The following is an 18840-nucleotide window of genomic DNA, read 5'->3' as shown; positions in this document are numbered from 1 at the left end:
CGCCCTTTCCCGGATCGCCGCGGCAGGCCGGCCGTCCGCCGCGCCGCCGAGGTGCCCGGCAGGCCGGGCCGAGGTGGTCCCGTCAGCGCTGCGGGGGCCTCGGGCGGGTCGGACGGGAGCGGTTCTCCCGCATGGCCCGCCGGATGTCTGCCGCCGCGGAGCGCGCGTGTTCGCTGGTCGCCGTGCGGTCGGCGACCGAGGTGACGAAGCGGTGCATCGGCTGCCGGCAGTGGGGGCACGGGGCGTCGGTCACGCTGTGGTAGCCGTCCTCGCACTGCGGGTCGGTGCAGGAACCGGGACGCAGCAACTGCTCGGCGATGTCCTGGGCGCTCCACCGTCGGCGGCCGTCCTCGTCCAGCTCGCCCAGCGCGTGGGACCAGCGCAGGTTCCAGCGGCGCTCGATCCGCTCGCGGAGCTGGGCGGCGCTGCGGACGGCGATCTCCTGGTGGATGAGGTCGTGGACGGTGCTCGGCACCCGGCCGCCGAGTGCCTGGAGGAGCTGGGGCGGCAGGGCCTGGAGGACGTAGCCGCGCGGGTTGCTCCGGGCGTTCTCCCGCCAGCGGTCGCAGGCGCAGGATCCGTCGGGGCGCTTCGGGGCGTGGCAGCGGCCGCACAGGCCGCGGCACTCGGCGCAGAGACCGCCGTCGAGCCCGTCCAGGTGGGGCGCGGGGGCCCGCCCGCACGCGTGGCAGCAGGCGGCGCACGGCCCGCAGAGCCGCTCGTTGCCCGCCTTGGTCGTCCAGGTACGCGACTGGCACCGGCAGCACATGGCGGTGTTGCAGTACTCGTGGTGGGCGGCTCCCGAGTGCCGGCCGGGGGACGGGAAAGGCATCTGCCCATTGTGCGGGATGTCCGGGGCGGCTGCGGCCGGTCCCCCGTGCGAGGGACCGGCCGCCGGGTTCGTCAGGGGTCCAGGCTGCTGACCAGGTCGGCGGTGGCGCCGATGCCGTCGTGGATGGTCGGGGCCATGCTCGTACTGGCCAGGAGGAAGCCCAGCAGGGCGCAGACCACGGCGTGCGAGGGCTTCAGCCCGCCGTTGCGCAGGAAGATCACCGCCAGGATCGTCAGAAGCAGCACCAGTGAGATCGAAATGGCCATGGCCAACCTCCTCCGCCGCGCCGGATTTGCGGCATTCGGCGGCCAGTGTGGCGCAGCGGGAAGGCCGTTCGGCGCACTGGCGTGTCCGCCGAACGGGTACTCCCGGGAGGTCGCGCGTTACAGCGCCCCGGCGGCTCCTCCACGGCCGCGGAGGAACGCTTCGAGTCCGGCCAGGTCGTCGGTGTTGAGGTGGTCCACCCCGGCGGCGAGCAGCTCGGTCCAGACGGCCTCGCGTTCGGGGCCCGGCAGGTCGGGCGTGGCCCAGAAGCGGATGCGGCGCCCTTCCCGGTGGGCGGTGGCGACGAGGGTGCGCAGCCGGTCCCGCTCGGCGCGGGGGAAGGGGCCCGCGCCGAGCCAGTCGAAGCTCTGGGTCCAGTTGGCGCTGACGAGCGGAGCGAAGGTGGCGGGGGCCGGGGTGCCGAGGTCGTCGAGGCGGCCGTCGTAGAAGGCGAGCCGGTCCTCCTGTGCCTCCATCGGAGCGCGGGCCGCGCGGTCGCCCGAGATGACGACGGTGACCGCTCCGGTGCGGACGCGGCCGTGGCGGTAGCGGGTGACGTAGGAGTGGCGGCGCAGTTGCCGGTCCAGTTCGCGGTAGGCGGCGACGCCGTCGGCCTTCAGGTCGACGAGGAGTTGCAGCGGGGCCCGGTGGTGCGGGTGGACGCTTCCGTGCGCCGCCCGGACGAGGGCGGCGAGCGGGTCGAGGTAGAGCGAGGCGAGGGTCCGGGCGGGGTCCAGCGTGGCGGGCTCGTGGGCGACGAGGAGTTCGCCGTCCACGAGGAAGACGTCCGCCTCGACGCTGGTGAATCCGTGGGCGAGCGCGTCGTGGAGCGGGCGGGGGTGGAGGTAGTCGTTGTGCGCGTGGGCATGGCGTAACGGGCGCGGCCGTGGGGGGCGGGCCGGTGCGGCGAACGCGGTCGCGGTGGGGACGGCGACGCTCGCGGCGGCCGTGGCGAGGGCGACCGTGAGCGCGCGGCGGCGGGTGGGGTGGGCCATGGGCACTCCCTGAGCGGCGGACGGGGTCGCCACGAGTATGGGGGTGTCCGGCCTGATTCTGTCAGGTGCCTGACAGGCTGTTCGGCGATGCTTCACGCCCCGGCCACCTCGGGGGCGCGGGGCCGGAGCGGGCAGGGGCGAGGGGCCGCGTCCGGTCCGACCGGGGCCGAGCCTTCGGCAGGGACGCGGAAGGTCACAGGGTCGGGGCCGCGGCGGTCGCCGCGGCCCCGATTCCGGGGTGCCCGCCGGGGCGGTCGTGAGCCCGGGGCACCGAGGTCATCGGCGTCCGCGGAGCCGGCCGAACAGGCTGCGTGCCTGGGCGCGCTTGCGCGGGTCGGCCGCCGCGCGGCGGGCCGACTCGATGGTCCGCCGCCCCTGCGGGCTGCGCGTGAACCGCGTGATGCGGGCGATGAGTCCGGGCATGGTTCCTCCTCGTGGGCCGTGGTGCCCTTCGTCTACCCCGCGCGGGGGCGCCCGCACCTGCCGCGTGAAGCGGCACCCCTGTCCGGGGCTGGGTGCGAACGCGATCGGACGGGTGCGAACGCGATCGGTGGGTAGCCGGGCGACAACGGCTCACACAACCGGACGCGGCGGTTCCGTCACGGCGGCCCCGCTCCCCCGTGACGATCCCGACGGAGAAGAACCAGGTGACCTCATCATGAGCACAGCAGGAGGGCAGGCTCCCGCCACCGGCGACGAGCCGGTGGGCGTTCTCGTCTCGCGTGCCTCGCAGCAGATCTCGGAGCTGGTCCGCGAGGAAATGCGGTTGGCGCGCGCGGAGATGACCCAGAAGGGCAAGCGATTCGGAAAGGGCGGCGGTCTGTTCGGCGCCGCGGGGCTCGTCGGTTTTCTGGCCGCCCAGGCGTCGGTGGCGACGTGTATCGCCGCTCTCGCCCTGGTCCTGCCCCTGTGGGCCGCGGCCCTCATCGTCACGGCGGTCCTGGCGGCCGTGGCCGGCGTGGCGGCCCTGGCGGGCAGGAAGCAGATCGCGAAGGCCGGGGCCCCCGCCCCGGAGCAGACCATCGACAGCGTCAAGGCCGATCTGGCCGAAGTCAAGGAGAGGGCTCACCGATGAACGACGAATCACAGAACACCATGGGGTCCCCCACCCCCGAGGAACTGCGCGAGCAGGTCGAGCGCACGCGCGACGAACTCGGGCAGACCGTCGAGGCGCTGGCGGGCAAGGCCGACGTCAAGGCCCAGGCGAAGGAGAAGGCGGCGGCGGTGAAGGAGCAGGCCGCGTCGGCGTCCGCCCAGATCCGCGAGAAGACGGCCGAGGCCACGCGGTTGGTGAAGGACAAGGCGCCCGAACCGCTGTGGGAGAAGGCCGAGCAGGGGGCGAAGGCCGCGCGCGACAACCGCACGCCGCTCCTCGCGGGAGGCGCCCTGCTGATCGCCTTCCTGTTGATCCGCCGCGGCCGGAGGCGCAACCGATGAAGGCGTCCAAGATCGCCTACAAGCCGGTGGGGTTCGCCCTCGGCGCGCTCAGCGGCATGATCGCGGGCGCCGTGTTCCAGCAGACGTGGAAGCTCATCGAGGGCGAGGGCGACGCGCCCGACGCCCTCGACGAGGACCGCTCGTGGCGGCAGATACTCCTCGCCGCCGCCGTACAGGGCGCGATCTTCTCCGTGGTCAAGGCGACGGTCGAACGCTCGGGCGCCACCGCCACCCGACGCGTCACGGGCACCTGGCCGGCGTGACCGCGACCCGGTCGCACCACGACCGCCCGGGCCGGGCCGGCCGGTCCGCCCGGCCCGGGGCGCGGCCGCGACAGGCTCCGGGCCGCGCCGCCTGAACGGACGTGAAGCTCCGCGAAAGCCGCGGACATGCCGCGGGGCGGCCGGTCAGCGGCCTCCCCCAGAGCCCTACCTGAGGCGGCCCAGGGGTCCCGGGCCCTGGCGGAGGTGGTCGCGCAGCCGTCGCGCCGCCTCGGCCATCAGGGCGTCGGCCCCGGGCTGCGCGGCCGCCGCAACCGAGGACTCGGTCAGTACGGCGATGGCGAAGCTCTCTCCGCCCGCGTGCTCGACGACGCCGATCTCGTGGCGCAGGTTCAGCAGGGTGCCCGTCTTGGACGACCACCTGCTCGCGTCGGAGCTGAAGTCGGGGGCCAGCCGGTGGCGCAGGACGTTGTGCGCCAGGAGGTCACGGAGACGCCCGGCCACCTCCGGATGGACCTTCGACGGGGTCCACAGCGCCTGCAGGAGGTCGGTGAACGAGCGCGCGCTGCCGGTGTTGGCGCGCGTCGTGTCCAGTTGCGCCACCCGGTGGCCCCGCCCGCTGGTGCCCGCGTCGATGGCCAGGGCGTGGGCCAGGTGCACCTGGTCGGGGTCGAAACGCTCGACGGGCGTGTCGAACAGCTCCTCCGTCCGGTGCCGGACCGTGATGCCGCGCAGCCCGGCGTCCCGGAGGATGCCGGTGACCTGCTCGGGCGGGGTGAGGTCGAACAGCGCGTCGGCGGCCGTCCCGTCGCTCAGGCAGATGCTCAGGTAGAGCAGGTCGTCGATCGCGATCCGGGCGGGGTGCCGGAACCGGCTGAGGCCCGTCGGGCCCGGCGTGGTGACGCGTCCGGGCGCCACGTCCAGCACCGTCGCTCCGTCCAGCTCCCCGCGCCGGACGCGTTCGAGCGTGGCGAGCGCGAGCGGCACCTTGACCAGGGAGGCCGACGGCAGTTCGGTGTCCGGCTCGATGCCCAGCTCCTCCCCCGTGCGCAGATCCCGCACCAGCAGGCACGCGCGCAGGCCGCCGTCGGTCAGCTGTTCCCGCACCTCCCGCAGGAGTGCCTCGGTGTTCATGTCTCCTCCCTCTCTCCGTCGCGGCCCGGGTCCTCCGCGGACAGGCAGCGGGCGATGGCCTCGCCCAGCCGGTCGGCCACGGGCAGGGGGTCGCCGTCCGCCGCGACCGTCAGCGCGTAGCCCCGGCGCGGCGTCAACTCCCCGATCGGAAGCCAGACCAGGGCGAGTTCGTCCGCCTGCGCCCGGGAGCACAGCAACAGGTCCTCGGAGCAGAGGACTTCGGGGGTCCGCCCCCGCCGGCGGGCCCCGGCGGGGGGGGGGGGCCCCCCGGGGGGCCCGGGGGGAGCCGCAGTGTCTCGACGTGGATCCGCCGCGCCCCGCCGTCCCGCGCCCCGGCCAGCCCCAGCGGAACGGACCAGGACGCCTCCTGGGCCGGTACGGCGAGCAGGGCGGCCCGCACCTGGTGCGCGTGCAGGAGTTCCTTGCGCCGGGAGGGCCCGGCGGGGCGGATGTCGAGCCGGACACCGTGCCCGCGCGCCTCGGCGACGAGGCGGGCCAGCGCGGCCGCGGAGCAGGTGGCGGGGACGGCCAGCCGCCAGGGCTGGTGCTTGACGGCCTCGGCCTCGGCCAGCAGGACGTCGGCGGCGTGGACGAGGTGTACGGCGGAGGCGAGCATGTCGCGCCCGAAGGGGGTGAGGACCGGCCGCCGGGAGGTGCGCTCGAACAGCTGCGCGCCGAAGCGTTCCTCCAGAGCGGCGATGCGGCGGCTCGCCACCGACTGGGACATCCCCGCGGCGGCCGCCCCGTCGGTGAAGCCGCCGTACTCGCTGACGCTCACGAACGCCCGACACGCTCCGACCAGATCCACGCCCCGAGCCTATGCGGTCCCCTTACCCGGGACCCATGCGGTTTCGGCATGGAAACGCCCGTGGACGTATTGGACCGCATGGCCCGAAGAGGATGAAGGTGATCCCGGCACGCACGACCCCGTACCGGGGCGGAGGCGTGCCGCCCCGTCCCCGACGCGCTCCGGTCCGGAGCGTCAGGAGGTTTCGCCCATGTACCGCTCCCGTGTCAGGACCGGCGTCGCCGGTGTGCTCGCCGCGCTGTCCCTCGTACCGCTGGTGGCCTGCGGGCAGGACGGCTCCTCCGCGCCGCCCGCGTCCGCCGGGCCCGTGGCGGGCGCCTCCGCGTCGGCCGCCGACGCGAGCGCATCGGCCCCCGCAGCCGCCGCGAAGCCGTACACCGCCGCGTTCGAGAAGCTGGAGCGCGCGTTCGACGCACGGCTGGGCGTGTACGCGATCGACACCGGCACCGGCCGGGAGGTGGTCCACAACGACCGGGCCCGGTTCGCCTACAACTCGACCTTCAAGGCCCTGCAGGCCGGAGTCATGCTCGACAAGTACTCCCTGGACGGCCTCGACCAGCGGGTCACCTACACCCGGAAGGAGCTGGTCGCCAACTCCCCGGTGACCGAGAAGCACGTGGGCACCGGCATGACGCTCAAGGAGTTGTGCGACGCCTCCGTGCGCTACAGCGACAACACCGCGGCCAACCTCCTCTTCGACCACGTCGGCGGCCCCCGGGGCCTGGACGCCTCGCTGGAGAAGCTGGGCGACGACGTGACGCGGATGGACCGGGTGGAGCCGGAGCTGAGCCGCTGGGTCCCCGGGGAGAAGAGGGACACCTCCACTCCGCGCGCGCTGGCCGGGGATCTGCGCGCCTTCGTCCTGGGCGAGGCGCTGCCCGCGCCCGAGCGCGAGCAGTTGACCACGTGGCTGCGGACCAACACCACCGGGGACGCGGTGATCAGGGCGGGGGTGCCAAAGAACTGGGTCGTCGGCGACAAGACCGGAACGGGCAGCTACTACGGGGCCCGCAACGACATCGCCGTGGTGTGGCCCCCGGACTCCTCCCCCATCGTGATCGCCATCCTCTCGAACCGCGCCACGAAGGACGCCGAGCCGTCCGACGAGCTGATCGCCGAGGCGGCCTCCGTGGTCGCCGACTCACTGTCCTCCTGAGGCCCGTACGGGTCGGGCGGCCCGGCCGCCCCCGCTCTCCTCCCGAGGCCCGTACGCGGTCGGGGCAGCCGGTCCGCGCGGGCGGCCGCGGCCGGGCCGCCGGCCTACGCCCGCCCTGCTCGGCCGGCGCCGGTCGCCGTCGCCCGGTCCGGAACTCGTACGCTTGCGCGGTGACCCAGGAACCCGGCCGTACCGGCCCCTCAGAACCGCTGACGACCGACGCCGTGACGCGTATCGTGCTGCGCCCGATCGCCAGCCCGCTGCCGCTGGGCTTCTTCGCCCTCGGGATGGGGAGCACGGTCCTCTCCTCCCTCCAGCTCGGCTGGGTGCCGCCCGCGCAGAGCGGCATCCTGCTGCTGCTCGTCCTCATCTTCGTCGTGCCGCTCCAACTCGTCGGCGGGATCTTCGCCTTCCTCGCCCGCGACGCGGGGGCGGGCACCGCGCTGCTGCTGCTCGGCGCCGCCTGGGCCGGGACGAGCGTGACGTCCCTGGACTCGCCGCCCGGCGAGCCGGTGGTGGCGCAGGCCGTCTTCCTCCTGGCGCTCGTCCCGTTCGTCCTCGCCCTGGCCGGAGCGGCCGTGCAGTCGAAACCGCTGTTCGCCGTCCTGCTCACCCTCACCGCGGTCCGCTTCGCCCTCACCGGCCTCTACGAGGCGGGCCTCGGCAACGCCCTTCAGACGGCGGCGGGCTGGACCGGTGTCGGCATCGGGGTCTTCGCGCTCTACGGCGGGCTCGCCCTGCTCGTCGAGGACGGGAAGCAGCGCACCGTCCTTCCCCTCTTCCGCCGCGGCAAGGCCCGCGAGTCCATCGAGGGCGATCTGCGCGAACAGCTCACGGAGGCCCAGCAGGAGGCGGGGGTCCGCCACCAGCTGTGAGCCCCGGTGGACGGTGGCCGAGACACGACGTCCGGCCCACCGTCCGCGCGGGCCGGGTCCCGTCGGCCCGCCCTCCCCGCAGGCCAGGCCCCGTCGGCCGCCCGGGCGAGCCGGGGCGGCCGGGCGAGCCGGGGCGGCCGGGACCCCTCACCCGGTGGGCGCGTGCTCCGCGTGGTGCTCGCCCCACCGGACCGTACGGTCGCACCAGCGCTCCAGCAGCACCCGGTCGTGGCCCACGGCCAGCAGGGCGGCCCCGGACTCCGCGCGGTAGCGCTCCACCACGGCGACCAGCGCGGCCGTCGTCGAGGCGTCGAGCATCGCGGTCATCTCGTCGCAGATCAGCAGGCGGGGCCGCAGGACCAGCGCCCGCGCCAGACAGGCCCGTTGCAGCTGGCCGTCGCTCACCGCGTGCGGGCGGCGCTCCAGCAGTTCGTCGGAGAGGCCGACGAGCCGGGCCAGTTCCGCCACCCGCTCGGGGACCTCCCGGCGGCGGCCGGTGGCGCGCAACGGCTGGGCGATGAGTTCGCGCAGCCCGATGCGGGGGTCGGCGGAGAGCCGGGGCTGCTGGAAGACGACGCCCACGGCCGTGCGCTGCTCGCGCGGGGCGCGGTGGCGCCAGCCGCGTACGACGGCGCCGTCGAGGGTCATGGTCCCGGCGTCCGGTCGGTGCAGCAGCGCGGCGACCCTGGCCAGGGTGGACTTGCCGCAGCCGCTGGGGCCCAGCAGCCCGACCGCCTCCCCCGCCGCGACGCTCAGCGACACCTCGCGGACGACGGGGTCGCGGCGGTCGTATCCGGCGGTGATCCGGGTCAGCTCAAGCATCGGCCGCCTCCTTGAGCGGGTGCGTCCGGCCGGTCGGGGCGTGGTGGCAGGCCAGGTCCGCGCGGAAGGCGGGGCGTTCGGCCGTGCAGCGGTCGTCCGCGTGGCCGCAGCGGGCGGCGAAGGCGCAGCCCTCGGGCAGGGCGCCCAGCTCCGGCGGCATACCGGGGATCGGGGCGAAGTCCCTCTCGGGCAGGGCCGCCAGCAGCCCCCGGGCGTACGGGTGTCGGGGCCCGGGCGCTTGGAAGAAGTCCTCCGCGTCGGCGATCTCGACGATGCGGCCCGCGTACATCACGGCGACCCGGTCCGCGACGCGTTCGGCGGCGGCCAGGTCGTGGGTGATGATCAGCAGCGCGCGGCCCGTGTCGGTGTGGCGGCGCAGTTCGTCGACGGTCCGCTCGACGAGGTCCCGGTCGAGTCCGGTGGTGGGTTCGTCGGCGAGCAGCAGCGGGGCGTCGCCGATCAGGGCGAGGGCGGTCGCGGCGCGCTGGGCGAGACCGCCGGAGAGTTCGTGCGGGTAGCGGTCGAGGTGGCCCTCGGGGAAGGAGGCGCGGGCGGCGGCCGCGAGTGCGGCCTTCGGCAGGTCGCTCCCCCGCACCCCGGTCAGCTCGCGCAGGGCCTCCTCCAGTTGGGCGCGGACCGTCCGCACGGGGGTGAGGTGGGCGGCGGGGCTCTGCGGTACGAGGCCGATGCGCCGTCCCCGTACGGTGCGGGCGAGGGTGCGTTCGCCGGCGGTGAGCAGGTCCGTGTCCCCGCCGAGGACGGCGCTGCCGGTGGTGGCCGCGTTGGCGGGCAGCAGGCCGAGCAGGGCGGAGGCCAGGACGGACTTGCCGCAGCCGCTCTCGCCGACCAGGGCCAGGCACTCCCCCGGCGCGACGGAGAAGCGGGCGCCGGAGACGGCGGCGATGTCGTTGCCGCCGCGCATCCGGAAGCGTACGGAGAGGTCCCGGACGTCCAGGACGGGGGCCGTGTCGGGCGCTCGGTCGGCGGTCACAGCATCAGCTCCGATTTCCGGCGCGGGTTGATCCGGTCGCGCCAGGCTCCGGCGAGGCCGGCGAGCGCGAGGGTCGGGATGATCAGGAAGAGGCCGGGGAAGAGGGTCGGCCACCAGTCCCCCGCGAGCAGCGAACCGCGCGCGGACTGGACAAGGTTGCCGAGGCTGGCCTGGTGGGCGGGGAGCCCGAGCCCGAGGAACGACAGGGCCGACTCGTGCCACATCGCGTGCGGCACCATCAGCACGGCGGCCAGCCCGGCCTGCGGGAGGACCCCCGGCAGCAGATGGCGCACGACGATCCGGGTGCGGGAGGCGCCGCCGGAGACGGCCGCGTCGATGAAGGGGCGCGAGCGCAGCGAGAGCACCTCGGCGCGGACGATGCGGGCGGTGGAGATCCAGTGCGTCAGGGCGACCGAGATGATCACCGGCCAGACGCCGGGCCGGAACATCGCGACGATGAAGATGCCGAGCAGCAGATGCGGGATGGAGGAGAGGGCGTCGACGACGCGCATCACGATGCGGTCGGCCCAGCCGCCGAGCGCCCCGGCGAGCGCGCCGATCGCGGTGCCGACGACGGTGGCGGTGAGGGCCGCGACCAGGCCGACGAGCAGGGAGACCCGCAGGCCGTAGACGCAGCGCAGCAGGAGGTCGCGCCCGACGTCGTCGGTGCCGAAGGGGTGGGCGAGGGACGGCGGGACGAGCTTGTTGGCGAGGTCGACGGCCTGCTGGTCGAGCTGGGTCAGCGGCGGAACGACGAGGACGGCGAGTCCCACGGCGACGACGATCACGGCCGAGGTGGTGACCCGGACGCGGCGTGCGGTGCGGCCCGGCAGGGCGATCGCGGTGTCAGCCATCGAAGGCCACCCGGGGGTCGGCGAGTCCGTAGAGGAGGTCGGAGAGGAGGTTGCCGAGCAGGACGGCGGCGGTGGCGAGCACCGTGAGCGCGGCCAGCAGGCAGAAGTCGACGGAGGTGGCGGCCTCGACGGTGGCGGCGGCGATGCCGGGCCAGCTGAAGACGGTCTCCACGAGCAGGGCGCCGGTGATGAGTTCGGGGACGCGGGAGCCAATGAGGGTGAGCATCGGCAGCATCCCGGAGCGCAGGGCGTGGCCGAGGAGAACCGTGCGTTCGCTCAGCCCCCGGGCGCGGGCGCCGCGCACCGGGTCCTCCGCGAGGGCGTCGGCGACACCTTGGCGTACGTAGAGGTAGAACCACGGGAGCTGGGAGACGCCGAGGACGGCGGCGGGCAGCACCAGGTGGGAGGCGACCTGGCCGAAGGTGACGACGTCGCTGGCGGCGTCGGTGAGCCCGCCGGCCGGCAGCACGTCGAGTTTCAGGGCGAAGAACCAGATGGCGAGCAGCCCGAGCCAGAAGGCCGGGGCGGCTTCCAGGGTGTAGGCGACGGAGCTGACGCACCGGTCGAGCCAGCCGCCGGGCCTGCGGGCGGCGAGGACGCCGAGGCCGGTACCGAGCAGGATCGCGATGAGGAAGGCGGTGGCGGCGAGCAGCACGGACCAGCCCATGCGCTCGGCGATGACGTCGGCGACGGGCTGGCGCATCACGCTGGAGTCCCCGAAGTCGCCCTGGAGGGCGGAGGTCAGCCAGTCCCACCAGCGGGCGACGAGCGGCCGGTCGACGCCGAGGTTGGCGCGGAGCTGGTCGAGGTTCTCCTGCGAGGCGGTGAGTCCGGCGGTGCCGGCATACGCCTTGACCGGGTCGAAGGGGGAGGCTGCGGCGACGGCGAAGACGCCGAAGGTGACGACGCCGAGGACGGGGACGGCGAACAGGGCCCGCCGTCCCGCCATCCGCGCCATCGGCCCCCAGGGGAGGCCGCGGCTCACTTCTTCGCGTCCTCGCCGCTCTCGGCGGACCACTTCTCGACGTTCCACCAGGGGCCGGAGGCCAGTCCGTGGTCGTGCGGTTCGACCTGGGTGGTGAGGGCGCCGAAGCGGTCGTCGACGACGTACAGGTGGTCGATGTGGGTGAGGAAGGTGTAGCCCGGGTTCTTCACCAGTTCGCGCTGGACGGTGTCGTACGCCTTCTTCCGCTCGGCCTTGTCGCCGCTCCTGCGACCGGCCTCGATCGCCGCGTCCACGGCCTTGTTGTCGTACCAGGCCATGTTGTTGAAGCCGTCGCCCGCGAGGGAGGACTTGAGCAGGGTGTACTGGTCGAAGTCGGGGTCGGCCGGGGAGCCGCCGCCCGCGAGCACGGCGTCGTGCTCCATACGGGGTTCGATGACCTCCCAGGTCCCGGCCTCGGTGCGGATGTCGATGCCCGCCTTCTTGGCGTCGGAGGCGTAGGCGAGGGCGTGCTCCTGGCGGAGCTTGTCGCCGCTGAGATACCAGAGGGGGAAGGTGGCCCGCACCCCGTCCTTGACGCGGACGCCGTCCTTGCCGGGCTTCCAGCCGGCGTCGTCGAGGATCTTCCGCGCGGCGTCGAGGTCGTGCTTGCGCTCGGTGCCCCGGGTGAACCACTCGCTGTCGGTGGGGACGGGGCCGTAGGCGGGCTTGCCCGCGCCGTTGAGGATGGCCTTCACCATGGCTTCGCGGTCGACGGCGACGTCGAGGGCGCGGCGTACGGCGGTGTCCCCGGCGACCTTGTTGTGGGTGGGGAGCGTCACCGTGCGGTAGTCGTAGCTGGTCGCGGCGTAGGTCTTCTTGCCCTGGTCGTCGCTGAAGCCCTTGGCGAGGTTGGGCGGCAGGATCGCGCCGTCGAGGTCGCCGGAGCGCAGCCGGGTGGCGCGCACGTCGTCGTCCTTGATGATCGCCATGGTGAACTTCTTCACCTCGGGTTCGCCGCCCCAGTAGTGGGGGTTGGCGGTGAAGCTGAGCTTCTCGCCCTTGGACCACTTGGTGAGGACGTAGGGGCCGGTGCCGATGGGCTTGGTGGTGAAGGCTCCGGTGTTGACGTCCTGCTTGCCCGCGATGTGCTCGGGGGCGATGGGCAGGACGGTGCGCTGGGCGAAGGGAGCGTAGGGGTACTTGAGGGTGAAGACGACCGTGTCCTCGCCCTTGGCGGTGACGTCCTTGACGGCGTCCAGCTCGGTGCGGGAGGGGTTGTTGGTCTTCGCGTCGAGGATGGTGCGGTAGGTGAAGACGACGTCCTTGGCGCTGAACGCCTTGCCGTCGCTGAACTTCACGCCCTGACGCAGCTTGTACGTGTAGGTGAGGCCGTCGGCGCTGACCTCGGGGAGTTCGGCGGCGAGCGCGGGGCGCAGCTTCATGTCCGCGTCGAGGGCGAGCAGTCCGTCGAAGATCTTGGAGTTGCCGTCCTTGCCGTAGCCGAGCAGCGGGCTCAGGCTGTCGGGCTCGTAGGCGATGCCGACGACGGCCGAGGTGGTCCCGGTGCCGGAGCCGTTCCCGGCGCTGTCGGGGTTCGAGCAGGCCGCCGCTGTGAGGGACAGTGCGGTGGCGAGTGTGGCGGCGACCGCCACCCGTATCGATCGGGCCGTCATACTCTGCACATCCCTGTCCAAGATCGACTGTAATTGCGAACAGGTCGCAATTAAACAGCACGTCAAAGACCCCGGTACACCCCGCCCGACGGGCGGAACGAGGCGTGCCGGGGCCGGGGCGAGCGGGGGCGTGCCGCCCGGGTCTACGGCGCGGTGTCGGCCAGGTCGATGGTGAGGACGTCCTCGTCCCTCGTCCGGTGGTCGATCGTGATCGAGCCGGACGCCGCGGCGTAGCTCTCCGTGCCGCCGGTGATCGCGAAGGTGTGGGACCACGGCCGCGGGTTCACCGGGGACTCGGTGACGGCGGGGAGCGGCCGCTGGTAGGCGGTGGCGGCGGTGATCAGGCCGTCGTCGAGGCTCAGGACCAGCGTCGCCAGGACGAACGAGCCGTCGAGGTCCACGGCGACGGGCAGGCAGTGCGCGTTCTCGGTGCCCACGGCGGCGCCCTGCGCGTCCGACAGGTCGTAGCGGACGAAGTACGGGACTCCGGCGGTGAGGACGTCCGGGATGTTGGCGCCCGTGCGCCTGCCGGTCAGGACGATGCGGCGGGCGGCCCTGCGCGCCGCCTGCGCCGTTCCGCCGGACCCGGCGACCAGCCCCCCGGCGACGGCCGCCGCCGAGGTCAACTGCAGAACGCTCCTGCGATCCATGTCCGTCATCGCCTGCCTCACCCTTGTCGGTCGTGTCCGGGCCGCAGCCGCGCCCCACGGCCAAACGCCGGGCGGGGGCGCAACGGAGCGCCCCGCACGCGCGCACCACCGGATCGGACCAGCGGGCGGCGCGTACGTGACGGCTCCGGTGGCTGCCCGCCGAGCCGTACGCGATCGAGTCCGCCTTGGCGCGCTTGAGATACAGGTGCGCCGGGTGCTCCCAGGTCATGCCGATGCCGCCGTGCAGTTGGACGCACTCCTCGGCGGCGTGGACCGCGACGCCGGAGCAGTACGCCTGCGCCACCGCGACCGCGAGCGGGGCGTCGGGGCTGCCGGTGGCCAGCGCGTCGGCGGCCTTGCGGGCGGCGGCGCGGGCCGAGACGGTCTCCAGCCAGAGCTGCGCCATGCGGTGCTTGAGCGCCTGGAAGGAGCCCACGGGCCGGTTGAACTGGTGGCGTTCGCGGGTGTACCGGACGGTCTCGGTGAGGCACCACTCGGCGATCCCGAGCTGTTCGGAGGCGAGCAGTCCGGCCCCGGCGAGCAGGCCGCGCCGTACGGCGGTGGTGCTCGCCTCCGCGTCGGCGAGCAGGGTCCCGGTGGCGCCGGCCAGGGTCAGGGTGGCGAGGGGGCGGGTCAGGTCCAGCGGTACGAGGGGTTCCACCGCCACTCCGGGGGCCGTCGCCTCGACCGCGTACAGCCCCTCCGAGGTCGGCACGAGCAGGACGTCGGCGGCGGCCGCGTCGGCGACTCCCCGTACCGTGCCGTCGAGTGGGGTGAGGGCCGCCCGCGCACCGGCGGGCGGGGTGGCGAAGGGGACGGCGAGCACCGCCGTACGGGCGCCGGAGGCCAGCTCGGACAGGAGTGCGGGGGCCGGTCCGTCGTCCCGCGCCAGTGCGAGCAGCGTTTCCGTGGCCACGACGGAGCTGGTCAGGTACGGGGCGGGGGCCACGCTGCGGCCCAGCTCCTCCAGGACCACGGCGGCCTCCCGGTGGGACGCGCCCTGGCCGCCGAGCTTCTCCGGTACGAGGAGGCCGGCGGCGCCGATGCCGGCGGCCAGCGCCTCCCAGAGCCGGGGGTCGTACGGCGTGTCGGACTCGGTCGCCGCGATCACCGCCGGCGCGTCGGCCCGGTCGGCGAGGAGGGCCCGTACGGCGGAGCGCAGGTCCTCCTCGTCCTGGGTGTAGAGGAGGTCGGGGGTGGCGGTCGGCTGCCCGGGGGTGGCGGCGGGCGGCTGTGCGGCGGCGGTCATCGGCTCAGGTCCTTCCAGGCGACGTCCTTGTCGTTGCGGGGTTCGGCGGGCAGCCCGAGGACGCGTTCGGCCACGATGTTCAGCAGGACCTCGCTGGTTCCGCCCTCGATGGAGTTGCCCTTGGAGCGGAGGTAGCGGTAGCCCGCGTCCCGTCCGGTGAAGTCGACCAGCTCCGGGCGGACCATGGTCCAGTCGCCGTACAGCAGTCCCTCGTCGCCGAGGAGTTCGACTTCCAGGCCGCTGATCTCCTGGTTGAGCCGGGCGAACGCGAGCTTCATGCCCGAGCCTTCGGGGCCCGGTTGTCCGGCGACGAGCTGCTGGCGCAGCCGCTCCCCGGTGAGCCGGGCCACCTCGGCCTCGACCCAGAGAGTGAGCAGGCGCTGGTGGGTGTCGGGGGTGCGCAGTTCGGGGCGTTCGCGCCAGGTCCGCGAGACCGGGCCGATCATGCCGCCCTCGCGCGGGATGCGGGAGCCGCCGATGGAGACGCGCTCGTTCATGAGGGTGGTCCGGGCGACCTTCCAGCCGTCGCCGACGGGCCCGAGACGGTGGCCGTCGGGGATGCGGACCCCGGTGAGGAAGACCTCGTTGAACTCGGCCTCGCCGGTGATCTGGCGCAGCGGCCGGACCTCGACGCCGGGGTCGGTCATGTCGCAGATGAAGTAGCTGATGCCCTGGTGCTTGGGGAGGTCCGGGTCGGTGCGGGCGATGAGGATGGCCCAGCGGGCCAGGTGGGCGCTGGACGTCCAGACCTTCTGGCCGTCGACCACCCACTCGTCGCCGTCGCGGACGGCCCGGGTGGCCAGGGCCGCGAGGTCGGATCCGGCGCCCGGCTCGCTGAACAGCTGGCACCAGACCTCCTCGCCCACCCACAGCGGGCGCAGGAAGCGGCGCTTCTGCTCGTCGGTGCCGAAGCCGAGGATGGTGGGCGCGGCCATGCCGAGACCGATGCCGATGCGGCGCGGGTCGTTGTCCGGCGCGCCGGCGGCGGCGAGTTCGGCGTCGGCGACCTGCTGGAGAGAGCGGGGCGCGTCGAGCCCGCCGAGGCCCACCGGGTAGTGGACCCAGGCGAGGCCGGCGTCGAAGCGGGCCTTCAGGAAGTCGGTGCGGCCGGTGGTGGCGGGCGGGTGCGCGGCGAGCAGCTCCCGGGTGCGGCGGCGGACCTCGGCGGCGTCCGCGGCGGGGCTCATCGGGCGCCTCCGGGCAGGACGACGATGCGGCCGGTGCTGGTGCCCTCGGCGACGCGCCGGACGGCGTCGGCGGCACCGGCCATGGCGACACGCTCGCTGATCAGGGGCTTGACGATGCCCTGTTCGGCGAGCTCGGTCAGCTCCTCGTGGCAGGCGCGGACGGCGGCCGGGTCCTTGGTGTTGTACAGGCCCCAGTGGAGTCCGACGACGGAGTAGTTCTTCACCAGGGCGTGGTTGAGGGCCGGGGCCGGGATGCTGCCGCTGGCGAAGCCGACGACGAGGATGCGCCCCTCGAAGGCGACGCACTTCGCGGACTTGGCGTACGCGTCGCCCCCGACCGGGTCGTAGACCACGTCCGCGCCGCGCCCGCCGGTGGCCTCCTTGACGGCGGCGACGATGTCCTCGCTCCGCCGGTCGACGACCAGATCGCAGCCGAGTTCCCGGGCGACGGCGGCTTTCTCCGGGCCGCCGACGACGCCGATGACGTTCGCCCCCGCCGCCTTGCCGAGCTGGACGGCGGCGCTGCCGACGCCGCCGGCCGCCGCGTGCACGAGGAGGGTCTCGCCGGGCTGGAGGCGAGCGCGGCGGTGCAGGCCGAACCAGCCGGTCTGGTAGCCGATGTGCAGGGCGGCCGCCTCGGCGTCGTCCAGCGCGTCGGGGGCGGGCAGCAGGGCCGCCTCGTCCGCGACGACGAAGTCGGCGAAGCCGCCGTGGGGCAGGACGGGGGTGGCGAGGACCCGCCGGCCGTCCTCGGTCGTGCCGCACACCTCGACGCCCGGGGTGAACGGCAGCGGGGGCCGCACCTGGTACTGGCCCCGGCAGAGCAGGGCGTCGGGGAAGTTGACGTTCGCCGCGCGGACCTCGACGAGCACCTGCCCGTCGCCGGGCGTCGGCCGGTCCGTCTCCTCCAGCCGCATCACCTCGCCCGGCTCGCCGTTCCGGTGCACTCGCCATGCCTGCATGAGGGGCCTCCACAACACTGTCGGCGTCAACCGCCGGAGCGGTCGGCATTACCACTGCAGCCGCATACTAAGCGGTCGCTTGCTAATCTGGGAACACCTCGATCCGGGCCGCCGGACGGCCCCCGGCCGTCAGCCGCGCCTGGGCTTCGCCCGTACGTGCATGCGCTCGCCCTGCGGCCCGAAGAGGCTCAGGAACTCCACCGTCTCGTCCTCGGCCGGGCCGAACCAGTGCGGCAGCCGGGTGTCGAACTCGGCGGCCTCCCCCGGCTCCAGCACCAGATCGTGTTCGGCCAGCAGGAGCCGCAGCTTCCCGGAGAGCACGAACAGCCACTCGTACCCCTCGTGCGTGCGCTGCTCCGGCGGTCCGCCGCCCGGCTCCTGGATCAGCTTGTACGCCTGGAGGCCGCCGGGGCGGGCGGTCAGCGGCAGCATGGTCCGGCCGTGCTGCACGATCGGCTTGGCCCGCACCCGGGGGTCCCCGACCGGGGCGGCGCCCACCAGGTCGTCGAGCGGCACCTCGTGGGCGCGGGCGATCGGCAGCATCAGCTCCAGGCTGGGGCGGCGGCCGCCGGACTCCAGGCGGGAGAGCGTGGAGACGGAGATGCCGGTGGCGGCCGAAAGGGCGGCGAGGGTGACGCCGCGCTCCTTGCGCAGCCGGCGCAGGCGGGGTCCGACCCCGGAGAGGACGGCGTCCAGTTCCGGGTCGTCCCGGTCGTGTTCCTTCATCCGGCCATTGCAGAATCGGCAAGCGGCTTTGTCAACCCGCCAAAACCCGGCACGCGAGCCGGAGCTCAGTGGGCGAAGACCTCGAAGGGGATTGCCGGCCGTCCGCCGAACCGCTCGGCGGACGCCTCGGCCATGCCCGTCAGGAAGGTCCGGCAGTACCGTTCCGGGTCCTCCCGGGTCAGCGCCTCGATGTACGTGCGGTGTTCCAGCAGCGACCGGACCGAGCGTTCGAGACCGGCGGTGGCGTCGACCGCGTGCGTGGGCCGGTCGGTGCCGGCCACGGCGGTCCAGCGCACCCCGTCCCACGGCTGGAGGCCCTGCTCGGTGAGGTCCGGGAAGATCCAACGGTTGCCCGCGTCGGCCACCGCGTCCAGCGTGGCACGCCCGACGGCGCGGTGGTCGGGGGTGTTCCAGGCGGTCCCGCCCCAGGTGTCCCGGTGGTTGAGGGTGACCACCAGTTCGGGGCGGTGGCGGCGGATGGCGGCGGCGATGTCGCGGCGCAGCCCGGTGCCGTACTCGATCACCCCGTCGCGGTGGTCCAGGAACTCCACGGTCCGTACGCCGACGACGGCGGCGCTCGCCCGCTGCTCCCGCTCGCGCACCGGGGCGCACTCCTCGGGCGGCAGGGTGTCGATCCCTGCCTCGCCGCGGCTGGCGAGCAGGTAGACGACCTCGCGCCCGCCGTCCGTCCACTCGGCCACGGCGGCGGCCGCCCCGTACTCCAGGTCGTCGGGGTGGGCGACCACGGCCAGGGCACGCCGCCAGTCGGAGGGCATGGGTTCCAGTCGCTGCGAGGTCATACCGGCAGGCTACCCACGTACGGCCACGGCGGCAGGCGCTCGGGTACGGGTGCCCGTGCGGGCGCCGGTACGGCGTACGGCGGACGCACCCCGCGCGGCTTCCGCCGTAGCGGCCCCGAGTCCGCACGCCACCCCTCCGGTGCAGGTCACCGCGCATGAGGTCCGCGGCGCGGGGAACACGTGCGGGACCGGTCCGGCGCCGGGGCCGCCCCACCGCGAGCCCGGGTGGCACGCTCGGACGTGCGACGCTGGAGGCCGGTGACGATCACCGCGAAGACG

20 protein-coding genes and 2 pseudogenes are annotated in these 18840 nt (G+C 74.3%); 5 read left to right on the top strand and 17 right to left on the bottom strand.

The window, feature by feature from the left end; all coding sequences use genetic code 11:
- Positions 1–82 precede the first annotated feature (82 nt).
- From IF19_RS0124505 to IF19_RS1000000137800, 4 genes are all read right to left on the bottom strand, one after another.
- The gene (locus tag IF19_RS0124505; protein WP_030118505.1) at positions 83–832 is read right to left on the bottom strand and encodes a hypothetical protein; all 750 of its coding nucleotides are present in this window, start codon (positions 830–832) and stop codon (positions 83–85) included.
- 71 nt (positions 833–903) lie between these two features.
- Positions 904–1098: a hypothetical protein gene (locus IF19_RS0124500; protein ID WP_030118504.1), complete on the bottom strand. Its 195-nt coding sequence runs from the start codon at positions 1096–1098 to the stop codon at positions 904–906.
- Positions 1099–1215: 117 nt separating this feature from the next.
- Complete coding sequence (locus IF19_RS0124495; RefSeq protein WP_030118503.1) at positions 1216–2091, bottom strand: phosphatidylinositol-specific phospholipase C/glycerophosphodiester phosphodiesterase family protein; 876 nt, start codon at positions 2089–2091, stop codon at positions 1216–1218.
- A 276-nt stretch (positions 2092–2367) separates the two neighbouring features.
- Positions 2368–2514 carry a hypothetical protein gene (locus IF19_RS1000000137800; protein WP_167345076.1) on the bottom strand — a complete coding sequence of 49 codons (147 nt, stop codon included), beginning with the start codon at positions 2512–2514 and terminating at the stop codon, positions 2368–2370.
- A gap of 235 nt (positions 2515–2749) precedes the next feature.
- Between IF19_RS1000000137800 and IF19_RS0124485 the strand changes: the two genes are divergently transcribed.
- From IF19_RS0124485 to IF19_RS0124475, 3 genes are read left to right on the top strand one after another with little or no spacing between them, the layout of a single operon-like run.
- The gene (locus tag IF19_RS0124485; RefSeq protein WP_030118502.1) at positions 2750–3166 is read left to right on the top strand and encodes a phage holin family protein; all 417 of its coding nucleotides are present in this window, start codon (positions 2750–2752) and stop codon (positions 3164–3166) included.
- On the top strand, positions 3163–3528 hold the full coding sequence (locus IF19_RS0124480) for a DUF3618 domain-containing protein (protein WP_030118501.1): 366 nt from the start codon (positions 3163–3165) through the stop codon (positions 3526–3528). Before IF19_RS0124485 ends, IF19_RS0124480 begins: the two co-directional genes overlap by 4 nt.
- Positions 3525–3791, top strand: coding sequence for a DUF4235 domain-containing protein (locus tag IF19_RS0124475; protein ID WP_030118500.1), 267 nt, complete (start codon positions 3525–3527; stop codon positions 3789–3791). The genes IF19_RS0124480 and IF19_RS0124475 overlap by 4 nt, the downstream gene beginning before the upstream one ends.
- A 165-nt stretch (positions 3792–3956) precedes the next feature.
- Here IF19_RS0124475 and IF19_RS0124470 read toward each other — a convergent pair whose 3' ends face one another.
- Together IF19_RS0124470 and IF19_RS01000000134955 are read right to left on the bottom strand one after the other, a co-directional pair.
- Positions 3957–4883 carry a serine hydrolase gene (locus IF19_RS0124470; protein ID WP_030118499.1) on the bottom strand — a complete coding sequence of 309 codons (927 nt, stop codon included), beginning with the start codon at positions 4881–4883 and terminating at the stop codon, positions 3957–3959.
- Positions 4880–5691 (bottom strand): annotated as a pseudogene (locus IF19_RS01000000134955) (LysR family transcriptional regulator). The gene IF19_RS0124470 and the pseudogene IF19_RS01000000134955 overlap by 4 nt, the downstream one beginning before the upstream one ends.
- A gap of 190 nt (positions 5692–5881) precedes the next feature.
- Here IF19_RS01000000134955 and bla point away from each other — a divergent pair.
- On the top strand, positions 5882–6847 hold the full coding sequence (gene bla, locus IF19_RS0124460; protein ID WP_030276939.1) for a class A beta-lactamase: 966 nt from the start codon (positions 5882–5884) through the stop codon (positions 6845–6847).
- A gap of 224 nt (positions 6848–7071) precedes the next feature.
- The gene (locus IF19_RS0124455) at positions 7072–7722 is read left to right on the top strand and encodes a GPR1/FUN34/YaaH family transporter (protein WP_372340747.1); all 651 of its coding nucleotides are present in this window, start codon (positions 7072–7074) and stop codon (positions 7720–7722) included.
- 147 nt (positions 7723–7869) lie between these two features.
- On the opposite strand, the gene IF19_RS0124450 is transcribed toward IF19_RS0124455, so the two are convergent.
- The 11 genes and pseudogenes from IF19_RS0124450 to IF19_RS0124400 form a co-directional block, all read right to left on the bottom strand.
- Positions 7870–8544: an ABC transporter ATP-binding protein gene (locus IF19_RS0124450; protein WP_030122299.1), complete on the bottom strand. Its 675-nt coding sequence runs from the start codon at positions 8542–8544 to the stop codon at positions 7870–7872.
- Positions 8537–9535 (bottom strand): ABC transporter ATP-binding protein, encoded by a 999-nt coding sequence (locus IF19_RS0124445; RefSeq protein ID WP_030276937.1) that lies wholly within the window; start codon positions 9533–9535, stop codon positions 8537–8539. The genes IF19_RS0124450 and IF19_RS0124445 overlap by 8 nt, the downstream gene beginning before the upstream one ends.
- Positions 9532–10389, bottom strand: coding sequence for an ABC transporter permease (locus tag IF19_RS0124440; protein ID WP_030118491.1), 858 nt, complete (start codon positions 10387–10389; stop codon positions 9532–9534). The genes IF19_RS0124445 and IF19_RS0124440 overlap by 4 nt, the downstream gene beginning before the upstream one ends.
- On the bottom strand, positions 10382–11347 hold the full coding sequence (locus IF19_RS0124435) for an ABC transporter permease (RefSeq protein WP_030118490.1): 966 nt from the start codon (positions 11345–11347) through the stop codon (positions 10382–10384). Before IF19_RS0124435 ends, IF19_RS0124440 begins: the two co-directional genes overlap by 8 nt.
- Positions 11348–11370: 23 nt before the next feature.
- Complete coding sequence (locus IF19_RS0124430; RefSeq protein WP_030118489.1) at positions 11371–12987, bottom strand: ABC transporter substrate-binding protein; 1617 nt, start codon at positions 12985–12987, stop codon at positions 11371–11373.
- Between the two features lie 143 nt (positions 12988–13130).
- The gene (locus tag IF19_RS0124425; protein WP_030118488.1) at positions 13131–13646 is read right to left on the bottom strand and encodes a hypothetical protein; all 516 of its coding nucleotides are present in this window, start codon (positions 13644–13646) and stop codon (positions 13131–13133) included.
- Between the two features lie 100 nt (positions 13647–13746).
- Positions 13747–14886, bottom strand: a pseudogene (locus tag IF19_RS1000000136445) (acyl-CoA dehydrogenase family protein); the annotation flags it as partial.
- Positions 14883–16073: an acyl-CoA dehydrogenase family protein gene (locus tag IF19_RS0124415; RefSeq protein WP_030118485.1), complete on the bottom strand. Its 1191-nt coding sequence runs from the start codon at positions 16071–16073 to the stop codon at positions 14883–14885. The pseudogene IF19_RS1000000136445 and the gene IF19_RS0124415, both read right to left, overlap by 4 nt.
- Entirely contained in the window at positions 16070–17035 is a 966-nt protein-coding gene (locus tag IF19_RS0124410) for an NADPH:quinone oxidoreductase family protein (protein ID WP_030276933.1), read from the bottom strand. Before IF19_RS0124410 ends, IF19_RS0124415 begins: the two co-directional genes overlap by 4 nt.
- Positions 17036–17164: 129 nt before the next feature.
- Entirely contained in the window at positions 17165–17761 is a 597-nt protein-coding gene (locus IF19_RS0124405; RefSeq protein WP_030118482.1) for a helix-turn-helix domain-containing protein, read from the bottom strand.
- Between the two features lie 65 nt (positions 17762–17826).
- A complete protein-coding gene (locus IF19_RS0124400) occupies positions 17827–18561 on the bottom strand; it encodes a PIG-L deacetylase family protein (protein ID WP_030122201.1) in 735 nt (244 codons plus the stop codon).
- Positions 18562–18840 lie beyond the last annotated feature (279 nt).

It is taken from the genome of Streptomyces californicus (assembly GCF_000717645.1).
Lineage (GTDB): Bacteria > Actinomycetota > Actinomycetes > Streptomycetales > Streptomycetaceae > Streptomyces > Streptomyces californicus.
This window is presented reverse-complemented; position numbering and strand designations above follow the sequence as displayed.

Excerpts from the sequence above, each read along its gene's own strand:
- IF19_RS0124505 (WP_030118505.1), bottom strand. The coding sequence starts at position 832 with ATGCCTTTCCCGTCCCCCGGCCGGCACTCGGGAGCCGCCCACCACGAG.
- IF19_RS0124500 (WP_030118504.1), bottom strand. The coding sequence starts at position 1,098 with ATGGCCATTTCGATCTCACTGGTGCTGCTTCTGACGATCCTGGCGGTG.
- IF19_RS0124495 (WP_030118503.1), bottom strand. The coding sequence starts at position 2,091 with ATGGCCCACCCCACCCGCCGCCGCGCGCTCACGGTCGCCCTCGCCACG.
- IF19_RS1000000137800 (WP_167345076.1), bottom strand. The coding sequence starts at position 2,514 with ATGCCCGGACTCATCGCCCGCATCACGCGGTTCACGCGCAGCCCGCAG.
- IF19_RS0124485 (WP_030118502.1), top strand. The coding sequence starts at position 2,750 with ATGAGCACAGCAGGAGGGCAGGCTCCCGCCACCGGCGACGAGCCGGTG.
- IF19_RS0124480 (WP_030118501.1), top strand. The coding sequence starts at position 3,163 with ATGAACGACGAATCACAGAACACCATGGGGTCCCCCACCCCCGAGGAA.
- IF19_RS0124475 (WP_030118500.1), top strand. The coding sequence starts at position 3,525 with ATGAAGGCGTCCAAGATCGCCTACAAGCCGGTGGGGTTCGCCCTCGGC.
- IF19_RS0124470 (WP_030118499.1), bottom strand. The coding sequence starts at position 4,883 with ATGAACACCGAGGCACTCCTGCGGGAGGTGCGGGAACAGCTGACCGAC.
- bla (WP_030276939.1), top strand. The coding sequence starts at position 5,882 with ATGTACCGCTCCCGTGTCAGGACCGGCGTCGCCGGTGTGCTCGCCGCG.
- IF19_RS0124450 (WP_030122299.1), bottom strand. The coding sequence starts at position 8,544 with ATGCTTGAGCTGACCCGGATCACCGCCGGATACGACCGCCGCGACCCC.
- IF19_RS0124440 (WP_030118491.1), bottom strand. The coding sequence starts at position 10,389 with ATGGCTGACACCGCGATCGCCCTGCCGGGCCGCACCGCACGCCGCGTC.
- IF19_RS0124435 (WP_030118490.1), bottom strand. The coding sequence starts at position 11,347 with ATGGCGCGGATGGCGGGACGGCGGGCCCTGTTCGCCGTCCCCGTCCTC.
- IF19_RS0124430 (WP_030118489.1), bottom strand. The coding sequence starts at position 12,987 with ATGACGGCCCGATCGATACGGGTGGCGGTCGCCGCCACACTCGCCACC.
- IF19_RS0124425 (WP_030118488.1), bottom strand. The coding sequence starts at position 13,646 with ATGACGGACATGGATCGCAGGAGCGTTCTGCAGTTGACCTCGGCGGCG.
- IF19_RS0124415 (WP_030118485.1), bottom strand. The coding sequence starts at position 16,073 with ATGAGCCCCGCCGCGGACGCCGCCGAGGTCCGCCGCCGCACCCGGGAG.
- IF19_RS0124410 (WP_030276933.1), bottom strand. The coding sequence starts at position 17,035 with ATGCAGGCATGGCGAGTGCACCGGAACGGCGAGCCGGGCGAGGTGATG.
- IF19_RS0124405 (WP_030118482.1), bottom strand. The coding sequence starts at position 17,761 with ATGAAGGAACACGACCGGGACGACCCGGAACTGGACGCCGTCCTCTCC.
- IF19_RS0124400 (WP_030122201.1), bottom strand. The coding sequence starts at position 18,561 with ATGACCTCGCAGCGACTGGAACCCATGCCCTCCGACTGGCGGCGTGCC.